An 18057-nucleotide genomic window follows, 5' to 3' on the forward strand; every position below is an offset into this window, starting at 1 on the left:
CTGGTGCGCCGCACCAGTTGGGCGGCGGCGAATTTCGTCAACTCAACCGCAGACCCGGACGCCCTCGTTATTTCCCGCCAGGATTGGCAACGCGTGCTGAATCAACTGGCCTCGACTCCCTGAAATGGCCAAAGTCGAGCAGATCATCCACATAGGTAAAGACCACCGGAATGACCAGCAGGCTCAAAAAGGTGGAGGTGATGAGCCCGCCGATGACGGCAATCGCCATGGGTGAGCGGAAGCTCGGTTCGGCGCCCAGACCCAGGGCGACCGGCAGCATGCCGGCACCCATGGCGATGGTGGTCATGACAATGGGCCGGGCGCGTTTGTGACAGGCGTCAAGGATGGCGCTGCGCCGGTCCAGGCCGTGCTGACGGCGGGCGGCGATGGCGTATTCCACCAGGAGGATCGAGTTCTTGGTGACGATCCCCATCAGCATCAGGATGCCGATGACGGAGGGCATGGAGAAGCTGTTATGCGTCAGCAGCAGGGCAATGAAGGCGCCGCCGAATGAGAGCGGCAGCGCGGCAAGGATGGTGACCGGCTGCATGAAGTCATGGAAGAGCAGCACCAACACCGCATAGATGCACAGCACGCCGATCAGCATGGCGGTCCCGAAGGACGTGAACAACTCGGTCATCCGCTCGGCATCGCCCTGCTCGATCCGCACCACCGCGGGCGGCAGGTTATTGAGTGACGGCAGGGCATTGGCCTCGTCGAGCACGGCGCCGATGAGCCGCTCGCCCAACTCAACGTCGATACTGACGTTGCGCATGCGATCCACCCGATTGATCTGCGCCGGACCGCTGCCCAGTCGTAGCTCGGCCACCGCCGACAGGGGCACCGATCCGACCTTGGCCGGCACCCGCAACTGGGCGATGGCGTCCAGGTCCTGGCGCAGCCCCGGGTCCAGCCGCACGCGGATGGGAATCTGGCGCTGCGGCAGGTTGAGCTTGGGCAGATTGACCTTGAAGTCGCCGGAGGTGGCCACCCGCACCGCGCTCGCCAGGGCCGCGGTGGTCACCCCCAGGTCGGCGGCGCGGGCGAAGTCCAGACGGATCTGGATCTCCGGACGCTGCAGGCTGGCCCCCGAGACGATGTTGCCAACCCCCTCCAGCGTGCGCAGATCGCGCTCCACCGCCTGGGCGGCAGCGGCCAGGGCTAAGGGGTCATCGCTCGCCAGCCCAATCTGGAGCTTGCCGCCGGGTTCGCTGCCGCCGATGGAGACCCGCACGCCGGGCAGGGTCTGCAACCGCTCGCGGACCTCCTGCTCCACCTGCGTCTGATTGCGGTCACGGTCGCGGCGATAGACCAGTTTCAGGTTCAGAGTGGCCAGGCGGACATCCTTGGCGCCGCCCTCCCCCATCGGCCCCTGGCCCGCGACACTGCCCACCGCGGTAAAGCTGCCGGTGATATCCGTCATGGGTGCCAGCAAGGCACGCGCCCGCTCGGCGGCGAGTCGGGTGTCCGCCAGAGCGCTGCCGGGGGGCAGTTCCAACTTGACGATGGTCAGACCACGGTCCGCGGCGGGCACGAACCCCTTGGGCAGCAGAGGCAGAATCTGCAGCGAGCCGATGAAGAAGAGGATCGCGATCAGGGCCGTAGTCCGGCGATGATTCAGACACCAGCCGACCGCCGTCAGATAGCGGGTCATGATGAACCCGTCGTGGTTGCCCTCGGGGTGCGCCTTCAGGAAATAGGCGGACATCATCGGCGTCAACAGCCGCGCCACCAGGAGCGAGGCGACCACCGCCACCGCGGCGGTGACACCGAACTGGACGAAGAACTTCCCCGGAATACCACCCATAAACGCCGTCGGCAGGAACACCGCCACCAGGGTGAAGGTGGTCGCGATGACCGCCAGCCCGATCTCGTCGGCCGCCTCCATCGCCGCCTGGAAGGGCGGTTTCCCCATCCGCAGATGCCGCACGATGTTCTCGATCTCGACGATGGCGTCGTCGACCAGAATCCCCACCACCAGGGCCAGGGCGAGCAGGGTCAGGATGTTGAGGCTGAAACCCAGCCACAGCATGGCAGCGAAGGTGGGAATGATGGACAGCGGCAGCGCCACCGCCGCGATCAGCGTGGCCCGCCAGTCGCGCAGGAACCAGAAGACGACCAGGATCGCCAGCACCGCCCCCTCCCAGAGCAGTTCCATGGAGCCCCGATAGTTGTCCTGTACCGGGTCCACGGTGTTGAAGGCTTCGGCGATCCGTACCTGCGGGTGCAGGGACTGGAGTCGCTCCACCTCGGCCTGCACGGCGGCAGCGACCGCCACCTCGCTGGCGCCGCGGATGCGCGTGACCTCGAAGGCGACCACCGGGGTTTCATCCAGCACGGCGTGAGAACTGCGCTCGGCGAAACTGTCGCTGACCGTGCCCAGATCGCCGATCCGCACCCGCCGACCATCCGCCAGCGGAATCTCCAGGTCCGCGATCCCGGCCACGGTCCCCACCGCGCCCAGGCTGCGCACCGACTGGACCGCCCCGCCGATGTCGCCGCGCCCACCGGAAGCATCCTGCTGGACGCGCTTCAATTGCGCCGAGAGGTCTCCGGCGGTCACCCCCAGGGCCTGCATCCGGGCGCTGTCCAGGTCCACGTGAACTTCGCGATCCACCCCGCCGAGCCGCGCCACCCGCCCCACGCCCTTGACCGACAACAACGCCTTGGACACCTCGTTGTCGACGAACCAGGACAGCGCCTGCTCATCCATCCGCTGCGAGGCAACCGTGTAAGTGGCGATGGCCGAGCCGGAGGTGGTGACCTTGGAGACCACCGGATCGGTCAAATCCTGCGGGAGATCGGCGCGCACGCTGTCCACCGCGTTGCGCACCTCGTTCAGGGCGATCTCGGAATCCTTATCGATCTGGAACTCGACCCGGATGGTCGCGGACCCGTCCGTCAGGGTGGTACGGATATGCTCGATGCCGCCCAGGGTCGCGACCTGATCCTCGATCTTACGGGCGACCTCGGTTTCCAACTGCGTCGGGTCCGCCCCTTCCAGATTGGCCGTCACGGTGACGGCGGGCAATTCGATGTCCGGGAAGTTCTGAATTCCCAGACCGTGAAAGCCCATGAGCCCGATGACAGTCAGCAGCGCAAACAGCAGAATCGCGGGGACCGGATGACGAATCGACCAGGCGGAAACGTTCATTGTGGTCTTGACGAGCGGTTTGGCAGTGAGTCATAAGATAAACAACGCATACGATCGTTGTCGTTGTCGTAATCGGAGAAGCAATTCAATCTGGGCATAAGCAACCTGATGTCCATCGGGTTTCGATTCGCTAGGTCGGTCGCCTGATTTCCGAAGAACTTCGTACCAAGCGGGCTCGGCCTCGATCGTCATCCCGACCAGCAACGCGGGAACCTGCGTAGTCAGGGCTTCCAGCCCTGACAATGTCAGGCCAGGATGGCCTGACTACGTACCCGGTGAGCCCAAGTGGCCGAAACTGTGATCAAGGCCCGCAGGCTCAACCTTCGGGAACCCGTGCGACCCGGAGGCCGACGCTTTAGCGGGCGGCGGTGCCGCGTCCGGCTGAAGCCTCGACCTCCAGCGCGGGCTCGACCCGCACCGCATCGCCGTCGTTCAGGAAAGCCCCGCCGCTGGCCGCCACCTGGACACCCGGCGTCAGACCACCGAGGATTTCCACCCGACCGGCGGCGCGGCGCCCGGTCTCGAGCTTGCGCTGGGCGATGCGGCCATCGGCGAGGACCTCGAAGCTGAAACTATTGCCGTCGCGCAGCACCACCGCGGACTCGGGCAGGCTCAGCGCGGCCGTCACCCCCAGGCGGATCCGGCCACGCGCGAACATCCCCGGCCGTGCCGGGCTATCCGGCGGGATGTCGACATAGACCAGACCATACCGGGTGTTGGTATCCAGGGTCGGGGCCGCGATGCGCACCCGACCCGACACCTGCTCCCCGCCGGGGAGTGTGAGCGCCGCTTCCTGGCCGGGCATCACGTGCGCCAGTTGCTCCGCGGTGACTTCAGCGCGCCACTCGACCCGGCCTTGACGCACGATGCGGAACAGCTCGGTTCCGGGTTGCACCACGGTCCCGAGGGTCACACTGCGGGCGGTGATCACGCCATCGTCGACCGCCAGGATATGCGTCTGCTCCAGGCGTATCCGCTCCATCTCCCGCGCGGCCTCAGCCGCCGCCAGATTGGCCTGGGCCGCCTCCTCCCCGATCAGATACTGGGTGCGCTGCTGTTCCGGCATGGCCCCGCGATCCTTGACGGTGCGGGCGCGGTCGGCGTTGGCGCGCGCCTCCGCCAGACTGGCCCGCGCCTGAGCGACCTTCGCCTCTTGCTGAGCCAGTTCCGCCTTCACCGTATCCTGGGCCAGACGCGCCAGTTCCTGGCCGCGCCGTACCCGATCCCCCACATCCACCGCCACGGCGACCACCCGCAGGCCGCCGGTCTCAGCGGCGATCACGCCCTCCTGCCAGGCAAAGAGCCCGCCGCTCGCCTCGATCTCCCGCGGCCAATCGGCCGCCTGCGGGGTCACCAGGGTCACGGCCAGCGACGGACGGGGTACCGCCGCACGAGGCGCTTCCTGGCCGACCACATCCGCGGCCCGGACCGGATGGTGCAGCTCCCCGGCCGCAAGCAGGCCGGCCGCGACCAGCACGGCGGGAATCACCAAGGGGGACAAAGTCGGCGTGAGCCTCATACAACTGCTCCAGGGTCGGCGCGCGGATGGTCCTGAGGGTCCAGTCCGATCGCCCGGTTGATCAGGTCGATGACAGTGCGGGTGAGCAAGTCCAGGCGCGCGGGGGTGTAGTCCTCCCAGTCGACCTGCCGCCACAGGATTGGGCGCGAAAACACCAGATGGCCGACCTGCCCGTAGAGGACATTGGCGGTGAGCCGCACGGACTCCGTCTCGGGCGAGAGTCCTTGGGCAGCCCCGACCACCCGCGCCAGCAGATCCAGCAGGGGTGCGGCCCGGCGACGGTAGAGCAGCTCGAAAAGTTCGCCGGGAAAGGCGAGCTCCCGCGCCAGCAGTACACTGAAACAGCGAACATTCTCGTACGTGGAAATACGCCTCACCATCCCTCCGGCCAGGATCTCGACGGCGGCCCGCAGCAGCGCGCGATCCACCACGGTGTGCCCCAGAAGCTTAGCGACCTTGGCCAATTGCTCCGCGAAACGCGCCTCATCGTCGTCCAGCACGGTCTCGAAGATGGTCCGATAAAGCCCCTGCTTACCGCCGAAATGGTAATTGACCGCGGCGACATTGACGTGCGCCGCGGCGCTGATATCGCGCACGGACACGCCCCGGAAGCCATGCTCGGCAAAGAGACGCAGCGAGGTTTCGATGATGCGCCGCCGGGTCGCCGCGGTGCGGGGGTCGGGGGCGCGGAGTTCGGTCGAGGGATGGATCTCGGGCATGGGCCGCCCTGGACATGGATCAGAGCCCTCAGTCTAACCGATCGCCTCCATTTTTCAAACAATCGTTTGATATCTGGCGCGATGCACGCGGCGATCGACTTGCGTGGATAGCGACGACAGCCGAAGATCCCGCCAGCTCAGGTGGATTCCTGTCGGTTGAGCGCCGACCGTGGCGCATTTGACCACCGGCAGGAGCAGCGCGGGTGTCATCAAGGGTTGACGTTGCGTTAGACTGACACCCCATCAGCCGTCTCGTCCCGCCGCCGCCCAACGCCGGGGCCAAGGCCGCGGCACCACGGGCACGCCGTTACGCTTCCGCCAGGTAGATCACCAGATGCTCGCACCCCTTGCGCTCTTGGAGCAGTTGCAGGCCCGACTCGACGAGGCGATCGGGCTCATCCCGACCGACCGGACCCCAGGGTTCGCCTCGCTGGTCCTCGAACTGCCGGCGGCGATCACGCTGCCGCCCGAGCTGGACTGCGCGAGCTTCAGCTTCTCGCAGGGCCAGGCGGGTGAACTGCGCGCGGGGTACGGGGTGGCGGCGCAATGGACCGATCAAGGAGCAGAACGACTGCGTGCGTTGAGCACCTGCGCACGCGATCTCACCCGACACTGGCAGCACCTCGACCCGGATGAGACAGGGTTTCTCGGCTTTGCCATGCTTGGGTTCGCCGCCGCGCCCCACCCGGCGGGCCACAAGGACAGGACCGCGAACCCGTCAGCGGACCTGCCCGATGCCCTGCTGTGGCTCCCGGAACTCGGCCTCTGCACCCGCCGTGGGCAGACGGCGCTGGTGCTGACGACCCGCTTGCCGACAGCTCAGACCGATCTGCGCCGCCGCTGGCGCGACTGGCTGGCCCGGCTGGTACCCGCGCTCGATGCCCCGCTGCCCGAGCCGCTGACCTCCAGCACACTCACCAATCTCGGCAGCCTGCCGGATCTGCGCGACTGGCAGACGCTGGTCGAATCGGCCCTGACGGAGATCCGCCGCGGACCGCTCGACAAGGTCGTCCTGTGCCGCCGCATCGGGCTGCGGGGCCGACGGCCCTTCGACCTGCGACGGCTGCGCGCCGCCTTGACCTATCTTTTTCCATCCTGCCAGGTCATCAGCATCGAGCGCGGCGCGACCCGTTTCGTCGCCGCCACGCCGGAGCGTCTGCTGCGCGTCCATGGCCGGCAGGTGGAGGTCGACGCCATCGCCGGCACCGCGGCGCGTTCGGCCAGCGCACCGCGTGACGCCGCCCTGACGGCTGCACTGAAGGCTTCCGGCAAGGACCAGCGGGAGCACGCCATGGTGGTGGAGGCGGTGCGCGAGGTGTTGGATGGCTGCTGCGACGCGGTTCAGGTACCGGCCGCCCCCCGGGTCATGCAGTTGCACAACGCCCAGCATCTGTGGAGCCCCGTCAGCGGTCGACTGCGCGATGCGACCGATCTGTTTGACTTGGCCGAACGCCTGCATCCGACCCCGGCGACCAACGGCAAACCGCAGTTGGAGGCGCGGGCCTGGCTGCACCGCATGGAACCCCTGGAGCGCGGCTGGTATACCGGCGTCGCCGGCATTCTCGAGGCGGGCGCGAATCCCCACCTGGACGGCGAACTCTGGGTGCTGTTGCGCTGCGCGCAGATCCAGGGCGATGAGGCACAGCTCTACGCCGGGGCGGGCATCGTACTGGGCTCGGACCCCCTGGCCGAATGGCGCGAGACCGGGCACAAGCTCGCCGCCGTCGCCACCGCCTTGCAGTTCGCATGACCGGGTCACCATCCCCATCCGTCGCCGACCCGGCCGCCGACGGGGTGCGCTGGTGCCTGGCCCTGCTCGACGGCCTGCTGGCCGGCGGGGTACGGGACTTGGTGCTCTCGCCCGGCTCACGCTCCACACCGGTCATCCTGGCCGCCCAGCAGCGCCCCGGACTCACCCTGACGCCGATTCTGGACGAGCGCAGCGCCGCCTTTTATGCGCTGGGTCTGGCGCGCGCCCAGGGCCGACCGGCGGCGCTGCTGGCGACCTCCGGCAGCGCCCCGGCCCATTGGTATCCGGCGGTCATGGAGGCGAGCGAGTTCGGCATCCCGCTGATCCTGCTCTCGGCGGATCGCCCGCCGGAACTGCGCGGCTGGGGGGCCAACCAGACCACGGATCAGACCCGGCTGTTCGGCGCCCAGGTGCGCGAGTTCCACGATCCGGGAGCCCCCCTGGACAGCCCAGCCGCCCGCGCGGCACTGACCGCGCTGGGACGACGCGCCGCGGCGGTGAGCCAGGGCCGACGTCCGGGGCCGGTGCACATCAATCTGCCCCTGCGCGAACCGCTGGTGCCGCGCGGGGGCGGCGGTGCGGACGCTGTTGCGGTGGATCTGCCGCCGCCGGGGGGGCGCCCTCCCGGCAGCCTGAGCGTCCCGTCGGCATTGCGCGAACGCATGCAGGGCCGCGGTCTCATCTATTGCGGCCCCGACATCGACCGACCCGGATTCGCCGCGGCGGCCCAGCGCTGCGCCCTCGCCCTGGGGGTCCCGCTGCTGGCCGACCCCCTATCGGAAGTGCGCTTCGGCCCGGTCCCCGCGGCCGCCGGGCAGGGACACAACCCCCGGATCACCCGCTACAAGGCGCTGGTGCGTAACCCGGCAGCCGCGCACGCCTTGCGACCGGACTGGATCCTGCGGTTCGGCCGCGCACCGATCTCCAAGACCGTGCTGGAATGGCTGCCGGGCATCCCGCTGATCCTGGTCGACCCGGCCGAGCGCTGGTCCGATCCGTCACACGACCTGGCGCAGGAGCGGTCGCTGCATCTGGCGGTCGACCCCGGTGCACTGTGCGATGCCCTGGCCGCCGACCCGCCCGGCCGCGCGGATGCGCGTTGGCTCGCGTGCTGGGTTCAGGCCGAGCAGCGACTGGCCGCGCTGGCGGCGGATTATCTGGCGCAGGCGCCCTGGTGCGAGGCCCACCTGATCACCGACCTGGTGGCCGCCCTGCCGGCCGGTGACGGACTGCTGTGCGCCAACTCACTGCCGATCCGCCAGTTCGAGACCTGGTCGGGCACCCGCGCGGCGCCGCTGCGCGTCTTCGGCAACCGCGGTCTGAGCGGCATCGACGGCCAGCTCTCGACCCTCGCGGGCCTCAACGCCGGGGGAGTACCCACCACCGGATTGCTCGGGGATCTGTCGTTCCTGCACGATCTCTCCGGCCTGCTGCTCGCGACACGGCTCGACCGGCCCTGCATCGTCCTGAATAATGGGGGCGGCCGTATCTTCGATTATCTGCCGCAGTCCGGTTTGCCCGATTTCGAACGGCTGTGGCGCACGCCGCGTCCGGTCGACCTCGGTGCCCTGGCACGCACCTTCGGACTGCACCACCAGCGGGTCAGCGACGCTGCCGGCTGGCGCGAAGCACTGGCCGCGGGACTCTCCGGGCGTGGCGGCCAACTCATCGAGGTCATGATCGACGCCGACCGCAGCCGAGAGACCCATCTGGCGTTCCGCCGGCGGATTGCGGAGGCGGATCTGTTGGGATATAGCCTTCGTACCTGATATCCAGACAGACCCTTGGTGTCGGGGCGGGTTTGAAACCCGCCCCTACGTCCGGTTATCACGTCCGACGGCTATAGCAGTGCTGGTCGGATGGGCTTCGTCGTTCCAGACAGCTTCCGCCGAGGCCCTGGGGCGGAAAGCTGATCCACAGATGTCACAGATGAACACAGATGCTTTTCTTCATCTGTGTTCATCTGTGTTCATCTGTGACATCTGTGACATCTGTGACATCTGTGACATCTGTGGATAAATTCCGCTGGTCACTTTTGCCGGAACGACGATTATAACCGCCGGATGGTCCGCACAGCGACGTACAGGCGGGCGCTATGTCAATCGGCAGAATCTCGCGGCGACGTTTTCTTTTCTGTATTTTTTGGAGTTATCTGTGATGCAGCAGCAAGGCGACCAGCCGGCCGTCCACTGGGAAACACCGCCGGGATCGGTCTATGGCGACATTCTCTATCAGCACTGGACCGGCGTGGCCAAGATCACCATCAACCGGCCGGAGGTCCGCAATGCCTTCCGCCCCGAGACCGTGCGGGAGCTGATCGACGCCTTCCACCGCGCCCATCTGGACCCCTCGATCGGGGTCATCGTACTCACCGGCGCCGGCGACCTGGCCTTCTGCTCCGGAGGCGATCAGCGGGTTCGCGGCGACGAGGGCTATCGCGACGGCGCGGGGGTCGAGCAGCTCAACGTGCTGGATCTGCAACGTCAGATTCGCACCCTGCCCAAGCCGGTGGTAGCGATGGTGGCGGGTTACGCCATCGGCGGCGGCCATGTGCTGCATTTGATCTGCGATCTCAGCATCGCGGCGGACAATGCCCGCTTCGGTCAGACCGGACCGCGGGTCGGGAGCTTCGACGGCGGCCTCGGCGCCGGACTCATGGCCCGCACGGTCGGCCTCAAGCGGGCCAAGGAGATTTGGTTTCTGTGTCGACAATACGACGCGCAGGAAGCCTTGCAAATGGGGCTGGTCAACACCGTGGTGCCGCTGGCCGACCTGGAAACCGTCACCCTGGACTGGTGCCGGACCATGCTCGCGTTATCGCCCACGGCCCTGCGGATGCTGAAAGCCGCGTTCAATGCCGACACCGATGGACTGTCCGGTATTCAGGAATTGGCAGGCAACGCCACCGCACTCTTCTACACTACAGAGGAGGCCCAGGAGGGGCGCGACGCCTACCTGGAACGACGCCAGCCTGACTTTGGCAAGTTTCCGCGGCGACCCTGACCAGCAATGGTCCGCCATGCAACGCACGTGAATGCAACTGTAACAACACGATGCAACAAGATACTGAAACCTTGACCGTGCCGCTCGACCTGGAACCGACCGACCGGGCCGCAGCCGGGGCATCGGCCATCGGCCGTTGGGTCGCCGCCGCGCGCCCCAAGACCCTGCTGCTGGCCGCAACGCCGGTGCTGGCCGGTATCGCCCTGGCCGCCATCACGACCGGGACCCTGGCGCCCCTGGTCGCCGCCGCGACCCTGCTCGCCGCACTCGCCATCCAGGTCGGCACCAACCTGCACAATGACGCGGCCGACTTCGAGCGCGGCACCGACACACCGGATCGGGTCGGCCCGCCGCGCGCCACGGCCCAAGGCTGGTTCACCGCCCGCCAGGTACGCGCCGCCGCGCATCTGACCTTCGGGATCGCCTTCGCACTCGGGCTGCTGTTGGTGGCGCGCGGCGGTTGGCCCATCTTCCTGGTCGGTGTCGCCGCCCTGGCCAGCGGTTATGGGTATACCAGCGGCCCCAGGCCCATTGCCTACGGCCCGTTCGGCGAGCTTTATGTGCTGGCCTTTTTCGGGATCACCGCGGTGGCGGGCAGCTATTACCTGCAAACTCTGACGCTGGATTGGCCGGCAGTGACACTCGGCCTCGCCCTGGGTCTGCCGGCGGCGGCCGTACTGCTGCTCAACAACTATCGCGATCTGGAAACCGACAGTGCCGCGGGTCGACGCACCCTCTGTTACGTGCTGGGACGACCGCGGGCACGGGTCCTGTACGCACTCCTGATGCTCCTGCCCCCCCTGCCGCTGCTGCTCGGTGCCGGACTCCCCGGGGCGACCTGGCTGACCCTGGGAGCGCTACCCCTGGGGCTGCTGCTGACCGCCCGTCTCTACCAGGGTGCACAGGGTGCCCAGATCAACCCGATGCTCGGCCAGACCGGGCTTTACCAGGGTCTGCTGACCCTGCTGATGATCGTCGGGTTCGCCTTCGGAGGCGGCGCATGAACAGCCTCCACGTCCAGAGGCCCGAACCATGACCGCCCCCCTGATCACGCGCGTGGATTTAGTGCCCTACCGGCTGCCGCTGACCCGAGTCTGGGCCAGCGCCCGCGGCAACTTCCGGGCGCGGCGCGGCTGGCTGGTCAGCGTGGGGTCCGGAGATCTGCGCGGCTATGGGGATTGCGCCCCCTTGCCCGAGGCGGGGACCGAAACCGCCGAGGCGGCGGCGCAACGCCTGCTGGAACAACGCGCCACGCTCACCGGCATGGCGTTGGACCAGGCCCTCGACCGGCTGCTGTCCCAGGCCGATCACCGCACCCCAGCCGCCGATTTCGCCCTGGACTGCGCCCTGTCGGACTTGCGCAGCCGACTTGCCGGAACCAGCCTGCGCCGCTGGCTGGCGGCCGACGCGCCCTCCCAGGTATCGGTCAACGGCTCCCTGGGGGCACTGACGGAGACGACCCACGCGGATCTGGAGCGCGCCGCCCGCGCCGGCTTCCGGGTGGTCAAGCTCAAGGTCGGGATCGATGCGCCGGACCGCGAACTGGAACGACTGGACGCACTCACCGCGACCCTGCCCGATGGGCTCGGTTTGCGTCTGGATGCCAACGGCGCCTGGGATCCCGGAGCGGCGACCCGAGTCCTCAGCGCCTTGCGTGCGCTGCCCGGACGGCCCATCGAGTCGCTCGAAGAGCCTTTACGGGAGCCCGACTGGGCGACGCTGACGCGGCTCCAGTCGATCGTCGGGTTCCCGCTGGCGTTGGACGAATCCATCCCGGCATTGGGCATCGACTTCGATCCCGCCGGTTTCCCGGTCCGGCGCGCCGTCCTCAAGCCCGCGGCCATCGGCGGCCTGCGCCGCACCCTGGCCCTGGCCCGGCGCCTGTCGGCCGCCGGGATCGAGGTTGTCGTTACCAGCCTGATCGAATCCGCGGCCGGTCTCTGGCCGACCGCACAACTCGCCGCCGCCATCGGCAGCCCGATTCCCCAAGGACTGGCCACCGCCGACTGGCTGGCCGAGAACCTGGGTCCGCCGCCCCGCCCGGTCGCCGGATACCTGCGGCTGCCCGAGACGATTGGCTCCGGGTTTGCGCCCTATGCCACCTGAAGACTCTTGAAGATGAGCGCGACGATGATTGAACGATCTGCCGCGGATCTCTATGAGCGCGATTTTCACGCTTGGGCAAGCGCGCAGGCGGAACTGTTGCGCGCCGGAAACCTCGCCGCGATTGATCTCGCCCACATTGCCGAGGAGATCGAGAGTATGGGCCGCAGTGAACGACGCGAACTCGTCAACCGCCTGGTCGTGTTACTTCTGCATCTGCTCAAATGGCGGTTTCAGGCCGACCGCCGGGGGAACTCCTGGCGACTGTCGATCAAGGAGCAGCGCATCCGCTTGAGATCGCACCTTGACGATAACCCAAGCCTGAAAACGCAAATTGATTGGGCCATCGCCCAAGCCTATACATTAGCGTTGATCGAGGCCGAGCGCGAGACCGGCCTGCCCGAGTCGACTTTCCCTGTCATTTGCCCGTTTACATTGGACCAATGTCTGGATGATACCTTTTGGCCTGACGCAACCAGTCAGTGATGCAGACCCCCCCTTTCGAATCCCCGACGTTCTTTACCCATGACCTGCGCATCCGCCTGCATGACACGGACGCGGCCGGAGTGCTGTTCTACGGTCATCTGTTCCGGCATGCCCACGATGCCTACGAGTCCTTTATGGAGCACATCGGATTTGCGCTGCCCGCGTTGATCGGGACCGGACCGACCCCGCTCCTTCCGCTGCCGATCATCCAGGCGCAGGCCCGCTACCAGCGCCCGCTGCGTCACGGCGAGGCGGTGCGGATCGAACTGCGGGTCACCGAGGTGCGCGACCGCTCCTTCGCCCTGGATTACCGCTTTTGCGACACTCAGGGGCGCGCCTGCGCCACGGCAAGCACCGTGCATTGCCTGGCCGATGCGCAGATGGTCCTGCCCGAGGAACTGCGCCGTGCCCTGACCGACCGGATCGCGGACCTTGATCGTAATCCCGGCCAGCGGCGTGCGTAGTCAGGGCTTCCAGCCCTGACGGTGTCAGGCCAGGATGGCCTGACTACGCACCCGGAGCCCAAGCGGCCGGGATCTTGATCGAGGCCGACAAGCGCTAGCCCAGTCCACCGAATCCCGCGCCACAACCCGTTATCGTTATCGTTGTCGTTGTCGTAATCGGAGAAACGATTCAATTCGAGCCTGAGCCGCCCGTGAAAATCGCGTAGCAATCCTGTGGGAGCGGCGTCCCGCCGCGATTGGGCCAGGCACGTAGCCGCAACGTTACGCGTCACCACCACACCGCATCGCGGCGGGACGCCGCTGGAACCGTCATCTGTCCAACCCGGTGCGCGGCGCAGCACACCCCGCACAAGACGCCCTCGCTTGGTGCGTCGCTTTTCGGATGACTGCCGGCCGCCACGGCATGTCACGCCGGCTCGGCCCGAACGCAAACAGCCATCTCACGTCCGGAAACCGGCCTCTGGCAGCCAACCGCCCCGCCAACCAACAAGACCCCGACACCCGCCCGCGGCACCGCATCCACCCGGCATAGTTCGTGCTTAGCCTTGCACCAATTTCGCACAAGACAACCCAACGACACGAGGTGATTTTCGATGGAAACACTGCGGGACGGTACTGACGTCCTCTTCATTTTGATCGGCGCCGTGATGGTACTCGCCATGCACGCCGGCTTCGCTTTCCTGGAGTTGGGCACGGTTCGCGCCAAGAATCAGGTCAATGCCCTGGCCAAGATCATGAGCGACTTCGCCATCTCCACCCTCGCCTACTTTTTTGTCGGTTACTGGATCGCTTACGGCGTCAGCTTTTTCTCGAATGCCGCTTCGCTGCAGGTCGAACACGGCTACGCACTGGTCAAATTTTTCTTTCTCCTGACCTTTGCCGCGGCCATACCGGCCATCGTCTCCGGCGGCATCGCCGAGCGGGCGCGCTTCTACCCCCAATTATTCGCCTCCCTGCTCATCGTCAGCCTGCTCTACCCGTTTTTCGAGGGCATGGCCTGGAACGGGAATTTCGGCATGCAGGCCCTCATCGAAAGCACCTTCGGCAAGCCCTTCCACGACTTCGCCGGCTCGGTCGTGGTCCACGCCGTCGGCGGCTGGATCGCCCTGGCCGCCGTGCTGCTGCTCGGGCCGCGCCAGGGACGCTACCGGGCCGATGGCGGCATGACCGCTCACCCGCCGTCCTCGATCCCGTTCCTCTCCCTGGGTGCCTGGACACTCACCGTCGGCTGGTTTGGCTTCAATGTCATGTCGGCCCAGACCGTCGAGGCGGTCAGCGGGCTGGTCGCGGTCAACTCGCTGATGGCGATGGTCGGCGGCATCCTCGCGGCCCTGGTGATCGGCAAGAACGACCCCGGCTTCCTGCACAACGGACCGCTGGCCGGTCTGGTCGCGGTGTGCGCCGGCTCCGACCTGATGCACCCGATCGGAGCCTTGGTCACCGGCGCCGTGGCCGGCGGCCTGTTCGTCTACGCCTTCACCCTGACCCAGAACAAGTGGCGCATCGACGACGTGCTGGGTGTCTGGCCTCTGCACGGACTCTGTGGGCTCTGGGGCGGCATCGCCGCCGGCATCTTCGGACTCGAGGCGCTGGGCGGAGTCGGCGGCGTCACGTTCGGCGGCCAGGTGGCAGGGACCCTGATCGGGGTCGGCATCGCCTTCGGCGGCGGCTTCCTGATCTACGGCGGGATCAAGCTGATCATGGGACTGCGGCTCAGTCAGGAAGATGAATACATCGGCGCGGACCTGAGTATTCATAAGATTACCGCCCAGCCCGACTACAACCGCGGCGAGGTCTGACGCATAGAGCCTTCCTACCTGATATCCGGACAGACCCTTGGTGTAGGGGCGGGTTTGAAACCCGCCCCTACGTCTGGTTATCACGTCCGATGGCTATATCAACAACCGGCCTTGATCGTAATCCCGGCCAGCGGCGTGCGTAGTCAGGGCTTCCAGCCCTGACGGTGTCAGGCCAGGATGGCCTGACTACGCACCCGGCGAGCCCAAGTGGCCGGAATCTTGATCGAGGCCCAACAACCGGGGCGCGAGACCGCGCCCCGGACCAGGTGTTGGTCGTTTCTTTGACAGCAATCGCCCAAGACCCAGAGCGCGGGTTGCCGCTCGGCCGCTTTTCCCTACCTTTCGAAGTGTTAACCCTGTAACACTTTTCCTCATCGACGCATTGTAGGCTAGACAGGACTTGGACCAGGTCATAAACCGATGCACAGCAAACCGATCAAGAGCGCCCACCAAGAGGCACCACATGGACCAACACCCTACTTCGCCAAGCGATTGCGATTGCCCGCTCGCGTCTCCGCTCCCCACGCCGGAAGGCGTTTGGGCACGCCGACTGCCGGACTCCAGACGCTGCGGCGGGGCGCTGCTTGCGGCCCCCGGCGGCACCTCGACCACGACGCCGACCCTGCGTCTGCTGCTGGGCTTGGTGATCGTCATCGGTCTGGCACTCGTCGCTGCGCCGACCGGCCTGACGACCAACGCACGGTCGCGGAACCTGGATCCGACCGCCACCGAGTCGCTCCCCGGATCGCGCGGTTTGAACGTCCGTCGATGGCTTGATGCGGAATCGACAACGCGGCTGCCGGACCCGAGTGACAACGCGCTTGCCATCCCGTCACCGTCGTGGCTGGCACAGTTTGTGCCGGGTCGCCGCGACCTCGCCCTGATCCTGACCACGCTGGCACTATTGACCCTCACGTGCGCGGTGCGGGAAAAGTTCATCCAACGCCGCATCTTCAGCACCCGCAACGCGTTGCACGACGCACAGCGAGCGTTGATCGAACACCGCGAACATTTCCGCAGTCTGGTCGAGGCGAACCGCTCGGGCATCCTGATCCTGGACGCCGTCGGCACGGTTCAATTCGCGAACCCGGTCGTCGCCACCTTGCTGGATGTCACGCCGGACCGGCTGGTCGGTTCGCCCTTTGGCATTCCGGTCGTCAGCGAGCCGAGCGGGACCGGGCAGACCGAGATCGAGATCGTCCGACAAAACGGCACCGCCGGGGTCGCCGCCATGATGGTGACCGAGACCCGTTGGCAAGATCAGCCCGCTTATCTGGTGATGCTCCACGACATTACGGAGCGGAAGGCCGAGGAGGAGCGGATGCACCGCCTCGCTTTCAGGGATCCGCTGACCGGCTTGCCCAACCGCGACCTGTTCCACGATCGGCTGCACCAGGCGATCGGCCTGGCCAACCGCGAGGGCAAGGGTCTCGCGCTTCTGTACCTCGACCTGGATCACTTCAAGCAGATCAACGACAGCTTGGGACACGCGGTCGGTGACGCTTTGCTGTGCGCCGTGGCGGAGCGTCTGCGCACACTCTCCCGCGCCTCCGACACCATTGCGCGCATGGGTGGGGATGAGTTCACCGGGATCTTCTTCGATGTACCGGATCGCGCAAGTGCGAACCGGATCGGCGAGAAATTCCTGGACGCTTTCCTGACCCCGTTCCAACTGAACGGCCACGACCTGCACGTCACCCCGAGCATCGGCATCAGCCTGTTCCCAACCACGGCGGAGACCCAGGAACTCCTGATCCACCAAGCCGATTCAGCCATGTACGTGGCCAAACGCGCGGGTGGCCACGGCTGGCGACTCCATGGCCACACCACACCCCTGGTCGCGACCTCGCGCACTGAGCTGGACCAGGCGTTGCGCACGGCACTCGCCCAAAATCAGTTCAGGCTGTACTACCAACCCCAGATCGCACTCGCCACCGGCCGCTGTGTCGGCTTCGAGGCGCTACTGCGCTGGCAACATCCGCAACTCGGGCTCACCGATCCGGACAACTTCCTGCCGCTGCTGGAGAGCACCGGGCTGATCGTCGAAGTCGGCCGCTGGGTGCTCGACGAGAGTTGCCGACAGTTGCGTGAGTGGCTGGACCAGCGGGCGGAGCCTTGCACGCTGGCGGTGAATTGCTCACTCATCCAGGCCGAACGCGGCGATCTGTTCGCCCAGGTCACTGCCGCGCTGACCCGGCATCGCATCGCGCCCCAGTTGTTGGTCCTGGAACTGACTGAAGCCACCATGCTCACCCACGCCCCGCACCTGCGCGCCCTGCTCGAACGCCTGGTCGGACTGGGGGTCGCACTCCACCTGGACGATTTCGGAACCGGTTACTCGGCCATGAACAGCATCAAGCACCTGCCCATCACCGGCATCAAGATCGACGAGAGCCTGATCGCCGGTCTGGGATCGGACGCCGGCGATGAAGCCCTGGTGAACGCCACCCTGTGCCTGGCCCATGCGATCGGTAGTCGGGTGATCGCCGAGGGCGTAGAGCGCGGCGAACAGCTTGCGCTGCTGGAACGTCACGGCTGCGATCTGGCGCAGGGCTTTTTGTTCGGTCCGCCGATGCCGGCCGCGGAGGTGCCAGCCTGGCGCGACCGGTGGGCCGCGCGCGATAACGCAGCACTAGCGCACTGACGCGGTCGCGGCTAAGCTGTGCCTATGCAAGCAGAGCGCCGGATCCGGAACCGCGGGCGGTTTTAACCAGGAGCGGCTTGACCTTCAGCCCGCGCTGGGGATGAATGACCCCAAGGCCGCGCATGGCCCCCTTCAACGACCCCCGAGCCCCCGTCCATGAGCGAGCCTCCACCCGTGCCGAACGGGGTTTTTCGTGATTCAACGCCTGCCGACCGGGGTCCACGCATCCTGCTGATTGGTACCCTTCCGCGGGCGCGGGGACGCCCGCATTGACGGCCAGCAGTTCCAAATTTGGGTGGCCGCCGCCAACAGCGTGTCGGCAGCGAGGCCGATGGTGGATGCGCTGCGCTTATCCACCCTACGAAACCGGCTCCGTTGTAGGGTGGATAAGGCGCGCCGCTCGGTCTCGGGGACTC

General features: G+C 66.9%; 12 protein-coding genes and 1 pseudogene. 9 read left to right on the forward strand and 4 right to left on the reverse strand.

Annotation, left to right across the window (positions count from 1 at the left end; translation table 11 throughout):
• Positions 1-67: 67 nt before the first annotated feature.
• The 3 genes from QZY03_RS20410 to QZY03_RS20420 all read right to left on the reverse strand — a co-directional run bounded on the left by QZY03_RS20410 (position 68) and on the right by QZY03_RS20420 (position 5392).
• On the reverse strand, positions 68-3154 hold the full coding sequence (locus tag QZY03_RS20410) for an efflux RND transporter permease subunit (RefSeq protein ID WP_295584050.1): 3087 nt from the start codon (positions 3152-3154) through the stop codon (positions 68-70).
• A 355-nt stretch (positions 3155-3509) separates the two neighbouring features.
• Positions 3510-4673 carry an efflux RND transporter periplasmic adaptor subunit gene (locus QZY03_RS20415; RefSeq protein WP_295584052.1) on the reverse strand — a complete coding sequence of 388 codons (1164 nt, stop codon included), beginning with the start codon at positions 4671-4673 and terminating at the stop codon, positions 3510-3512.
• Positions 4670-5392: a CerR family C-terminal domain-containing protein gene (locus tag QZY03_RS20420; RefSeq protein WP_295584054.1), complete on the reverse strand. Its 723-nt coding sequence runs from the start codon at positions 5390-5392 to the stop codon at positions 4670-4672. The genes QZY03_RS20415 and QZY03_RS20420 overlap by 4 nt, the downstream gene beginning before the upstream one ends.
• A 334-nt stretch (positions 5393-5726) precedes the next feature.
• Here QZY03_RS20420 and QZY03_RS20425 point away from each other — a divergent pair, with 334 nt between their 5' ends.
• From QZY03_RS20425 to QZY03_RS20465, 9 genes are all read left to right on the forward strand, one after another.
• Complete coding sequence (locus QZY03_RS20425; protein ID WP_295584057.1) at positions 5727-7142, forward strand: isochorismate synthase MenF; 1416 nt, start codon at positions 5727-5729, stop codon at positions 7140-7142.
• Complete coding sequence (gene menD / locus QZY03_RS20430; RefSeq protein ID WP_295584059.1) at positions 7139-8911, forward strand: 2-succinyl-5-enolpyruvyl-6-hydroxy-3-cyclohexene-1-carboxylic-acid synthase; 1773 nt, start codon at positions 7139-7141, stop codon at positions 8909-8911. The genes QZY03_RS20425 and menD overlap by 4 nt, the downstream gene beginning before the upstream one ends.
• Positions 8912-9299: 388 nt before the next feature.
• Entirely contained in the window at positions 9300-10145 is an 846-nt protein-coding gene (menB, locus tag QZY03_RS20435; RefSeq protein WP_295584061.1) for a 1,4-dihydroxy-2-naphthoyl-CoA synthase, read from the forward strand.
• A gap of 50 nt (positions 10146-10195) precedes the next feature.
• On the forward strand, positions 10196-11149 hold the full coding sequence (gene menA / locus QZY03_RS20440) for a 1,4-dihydroxy-2-naphthoate octaprenyltransferase (RefSeq protein WP_295584063.1): 954 nt from the start codon (positions 10196-10198) through the stop codon (positions 11147-11149).
• A 28-nt stretch (positions 11150-11177) separates the two neighbouring features.
• Positions 11178-12251, forward strand: coding sequence for an o-succinylbenzoate synthase (menC, locus tag QZY03_RS20445; RefSeq protein ID WP_295584065.1), 1074 nt, complete (start codon positions 11178-11180; stop codon positions 12249-12251).
• 12 nt (positions 12252-12263) lie between these two features.
• Complete coding sequence (locus QZY03_RS20450) at positions 12264-12734, forward strand: DUF29 domain-containing protein (protein WP_295584066.1); 471 nt, start codon at positions 12264-12266, stop codon at positions 12732-12734.
• Positions 12734-13198, forward strand: a complete 465-nt coding sequence (locus tag QZY03_RS20455) for a thioesterase family protein (RefSeq protein WP_295584068.1) — start codon at positions 12734-12736, stop codon at positions 13196-13198. Before QZY03_RS20450 ends, QZY03_RS20455 begins: the two co-directional genes overlap by 1 nt.
• A gap of 593 nt (positions 13199-13791) precedes the next feature.
• A complete protein-coding gene (locus QZY03_RS20460; RefSeq protein WP_295584070.1) occupies positions 13792-14997 on the forward strand; it encodes an ammonium transporter in 1206 nt (401 codons plus the stop codon).
• Positions 14998-15460: 463 nt separating this feature from the next.
• Positions 15461-17641, forward strand: coding sequence for an EAL domain-containing protein (locus tag QZY03_RS20465; RefSeq protein ID WP_295584072.1), 2181 nt, complete (start codon positions 15461-15463; stop codon positions 17639-17641).
• A gap of 198 nt (positions 17642-17839) precedes the next feature.
• Here the strand turns inward: QZY03_RS20465 and QZY03_RS20470 are convergent.
• Positions 17840-18057: pseudogene (locus QZY03_RS20470) on the reverse strand (hypothetical protein); the annotation flags it as partial.

The sequence above is a fragment of the uncultured Lamprocystis sp. genome, from assembly GCF_903933125.1.
Lineage (GTDB): Bacteria > Pseudomonadota > Gammaproteobacteria > Chromatiales > Chromatiaceae > Thiodictyon.

Excerpts from the sequence above, each read along its gene's own strand:
- QZY03_RS20415 (WP_295584052.1), bottom strand. The coding sequence starts at position 4,673 with ATGAGGCTCACGCCGACTTTGTCCCCCTTGGTGATTCCCGCCGTGCTG.
- QZY03_RS20420 (WP_295584054.1), bottom strand. The coding sequence starts at position 5,392 with ATGCCCGAGATCCATCCCTCGACCGAACTCCGCGCCCCCGACCCCCGC.
- QZY03_RS20410 (WP_295584050.1), bottom strand. The coding sequence starts at position 3,154 with ATGAACGTTTCCGCCTGGTCGATTCGTCATCCGGTCCCCGCGATTCTG.
- QZY03_RS20465 (WP_295584072.1), top strand. The coding sequence starts at position 15,461 with ATGGACCAACACCCTACTTCGCCAAGCGATTGCGATTGCCCGCTCGCG.
- QZY03_RS20450 (WP_295584066.1), top strand. The coding sequence starts at position 12,264 with ATGAGCGCGACGATGATTGAACGATCTGCCGCGGATCTCTATGAGCGC.
- QZY03_RS20425 (WP_295584057.1), top strand. The coding sequence starts at position 5,727 with ATGCTCGCACCCCTTGCGCTCTTGGAGCAGTTGCAGGCCCGACTCGAC.
- menA (WP_295584063.1), top strand. The coding sequence starts at position 10,196 with ATGCAACAAGATACTGAAACCTTGACCGTGCCGCTCGACCTGGAACCG.
- QZY03_RS20455 (WP_295584068.1), top strand. The coding sequence starts at position 12,734 with ATGCAGACCCCCCCTTTCGAATCCCCGACGTTCTTTACCCATGACCTG.
- menD (WP_295584059.1), top strand. The coding sequence starts at position 7,139 with ATGACCGGGTCACCATCCCCATCCGTCGCCGACCCGGCCGCCGACGGG.
- menB (WP_295584061.1), top strand. The coding sequence starts at position 9,300 with ATGCAGCAGCAAGGCGACCAGCCGGCCGTCCACTGGGAAACACCGCCG.
- menC (WP_295584065.1), top strand. The coding sequence starts at position 11,178 with ATGACCGCCCCCCTGATCACGCGCGTGGATTTAGTGCCCTACCGGCTG.
- QZY03_RS20460 (WP_295584070.1), top strand. The coding sequence starts at position 13,792 with ATGGAAACACTGCGGGACGGTACTGACGTCCTCTTCATTTTGATCGGC.